The organism is Streptomyces calidiresistens, assembly GCF_014141525.1.
Classification (GTDB): Bacteria; Actinomycetota; Actinomycetes; order Streptomycetales; family Streptomycetaceae; genus Streptomyces; species Streptomyces calidiresistens.
Genome location: NZ_VKHS01000883.1, coordinates 1 through 2,101, shown reverse-complemented (window position 1 = coordinate 2,101; position 2,101 = coordinate 1). Strand labels below are relative to the sequence as shown.

General features: G+C 76.5%; 2 protein-coding genes. One reads left to right on the top strand and one right to left on the bottom strand.

Translation table 11 applies throughout. The features are described 5' to 3' along the window. The first annotated feature begins 75 nt into the window (after positions 1-75). Positions 76-840 (top strand): ABC transporter permease, encoded by a 765-nt coding sequence (locus FOE67_RS23755; protein WP_323385382.1) that lies wholly within the window; start codon positions 76-78, stop codon positions 838-840. A gap of 33 nt (positions 841-873) precedes the next feature. Here the strand turns inward: FOE67_RS23755 and FOE67_RS23750 are convergent, their stop codons facing one another. Then, positions 874-1,908, bottom strand: coding sequence for a glycoside hydrolase family 6 protein (locus tag FOE67_RS23750; RefSeq protein WP_323385380.1), 1,035 nt, complete (start codon positions 1,906-1,908; stop codon positions 874-876). Positions 1,909-2,101 lie beyond the last annotated feature (193 nt).

Sequence of the window (2,101 nt, the reverse complement as noted above, 5' to 3'; positions counted from 1 at the left end):
GTATAAGAGACAGCCACCGACCGCTCCACCGGCCGTCCCGCCGCCGACCGGGACGACCTCCCGACCGGCACGGCCATCGCCCCGCTCCGTCCCGGCCCCCGGGCCTGGCTCGCGCTGATCGGGGCCGAGGCCCGGATGGTGGTCCGCGACACCGCCGGCCTGGTCGTCCCGCTCGGCCTGCCCCTGCTGATCCTCGTCATGAACGGCCTCGGGGACGGCGGCGGCGAGGTGATCCCGGGCACCGACGGGCGCACGGTGTTCGACGTGTACGTGCTCCCGCTCACCCTCACCGTGGTGGTGGCGATGGTCGGCGTGGTGAACATGCCGAGCTTCCTCGCCCACCACCGGCGCTCGGGGGTGCTGCGCCGGCTGGGCGTCACCCCCGCCCACCCGGCGATGGTGCTGATCGCCCAGGCACTGGTCGGCGCGGCGCAGACCCTCCTCGGGGCGGCGGTGGCCGTCGGGGTCGCGGTGGCGGCCTTCGACGCCACCCCGCCGGCGGAGCCCCTGCGCGCCGTCGCCCTGCTGGTGCCGGTGGTCGCGGCGCTGTACGCGGTGGGCACGCTCGTCGCGGCGGTCGCCCCGACGACCAACGCCGCCGTCGCGATCGGTCTGGTGCTCTTCCTCGGCATGGGGGCCGGTGGGGGGATGTTCGGCCCCCGGGAGAACCTGCCGGATCCCGTCGCGACCGTCGGGGAGTTCCTCCCCTTCGGGGCCTCGGTGGAGGTGCTGGGAGCGGCGTGGGTCGGCACGCCCGTCGCGGCGGGACACCTGTTCGCGCTGGTCGGGGCGACCCTCCTCGCGGGGGCGGGGGCGGCCCGCTTCTTCCGGTGGTCCTGACCGGGGCCGCGGGGCCGCCCCCCTCGGGCCCGGTCAGTGACGGGCGCCGCGCGCCAGCTCCAGGGCGTACTCCGGCCACCACTCCCCGGCCGCCGGCCCGCCCCGGCACTCGCCGTCGGATTCACCCGGTCGCTTGATCCACAGGTGGGCGTCGACCAGGGGGTCGCCGGTCTCCGTGGTGGGCGGGGTGCCCAGGGCGCGGCCCGGCGGGTTGCACCACGCCTCCGCCGGATCGCCCTCCAGCGGACCGTTGCCGTTGCGGCTGGTGTCCACCACGAAGCGGGCGTCGCCCAGCAGCCCGGACAGTTCCCGGCCGTAGGCGACGACCTCCTCGGTGGTGCGGTAGTTGGAGACGTTCAGCGCGAAGCCGTCCGCCCGGTCGATACCCGCCCGGCGCAGCGGCTCCACCAGCTCGGCCGGGTCGGTGATCCAGGTGGGGTTGCCGGCGTCGATGTAGACCCGGGTGCGCGGCAGGGCCCCGAGCCGGTCCACCGCTTCGGACAGGGCGGTGTACCGCTCCTCGTGGTGGATGGGCGCGGTGCAGCCGTCCACGATGTGCGGCACGGCGTCCGGCTCCAGGATCACGATGGCCTCCGCGTCGCCGATGTTGTCGGCGAAGGAGCCGATCCAGGACCGGTACGCGTCCCCGTCCACGGCGCCGCCGCGCGAGTACTGGCCGCAGTCGCGGTGGGGGACGTTGTAGGCGACGAACACCGCCGTGCGCTCCTGCGCGCCGGCGGCGCGCGCCACCTCGCGGATCCGCGGACCCGGGTCACCGCCCTCGCCGGGCGGCCACTCGGCGAGCGGCTGTTCGGCCAGCAGGCGCAGGGTCTCGGCGTCCTCGTCGCGGCCCTCGGCCCGCCACTCGGCGATCTGCCGGGCCGCGGGGCTGTCCGGGTCCACCCACAGCTCCTCGTCCACCGGGATCCGCGCGCTTCCCGTGTCCTCGGCCTCGTCGGCGGGGACGGGGCCGCCGTTGCTGCCGGGCCCGCTCCCCGGCGAGGCCCCGCCGGTGGGGCCGGAGCCGGAACAGCCGAGCGTGAGCAGCACGGCGAGCAGGACGGGCACCCCCGGGAAGGCGCGCGGGCGGCGGAAGCCGCTCCGCGGTCCCCGCGGACGGGCCGGGATCGTCCGGCCCTCCCGGGAACCGGTGGGAGGGGGCGTCGGAACGGACGGGGGGATCTCCGGGAGGCTGCCGCACATGGCGCAATCGTGTCATGACACGGCGTGATCGTCGGGGAGGTCCGGGGGTGCTTTCGGG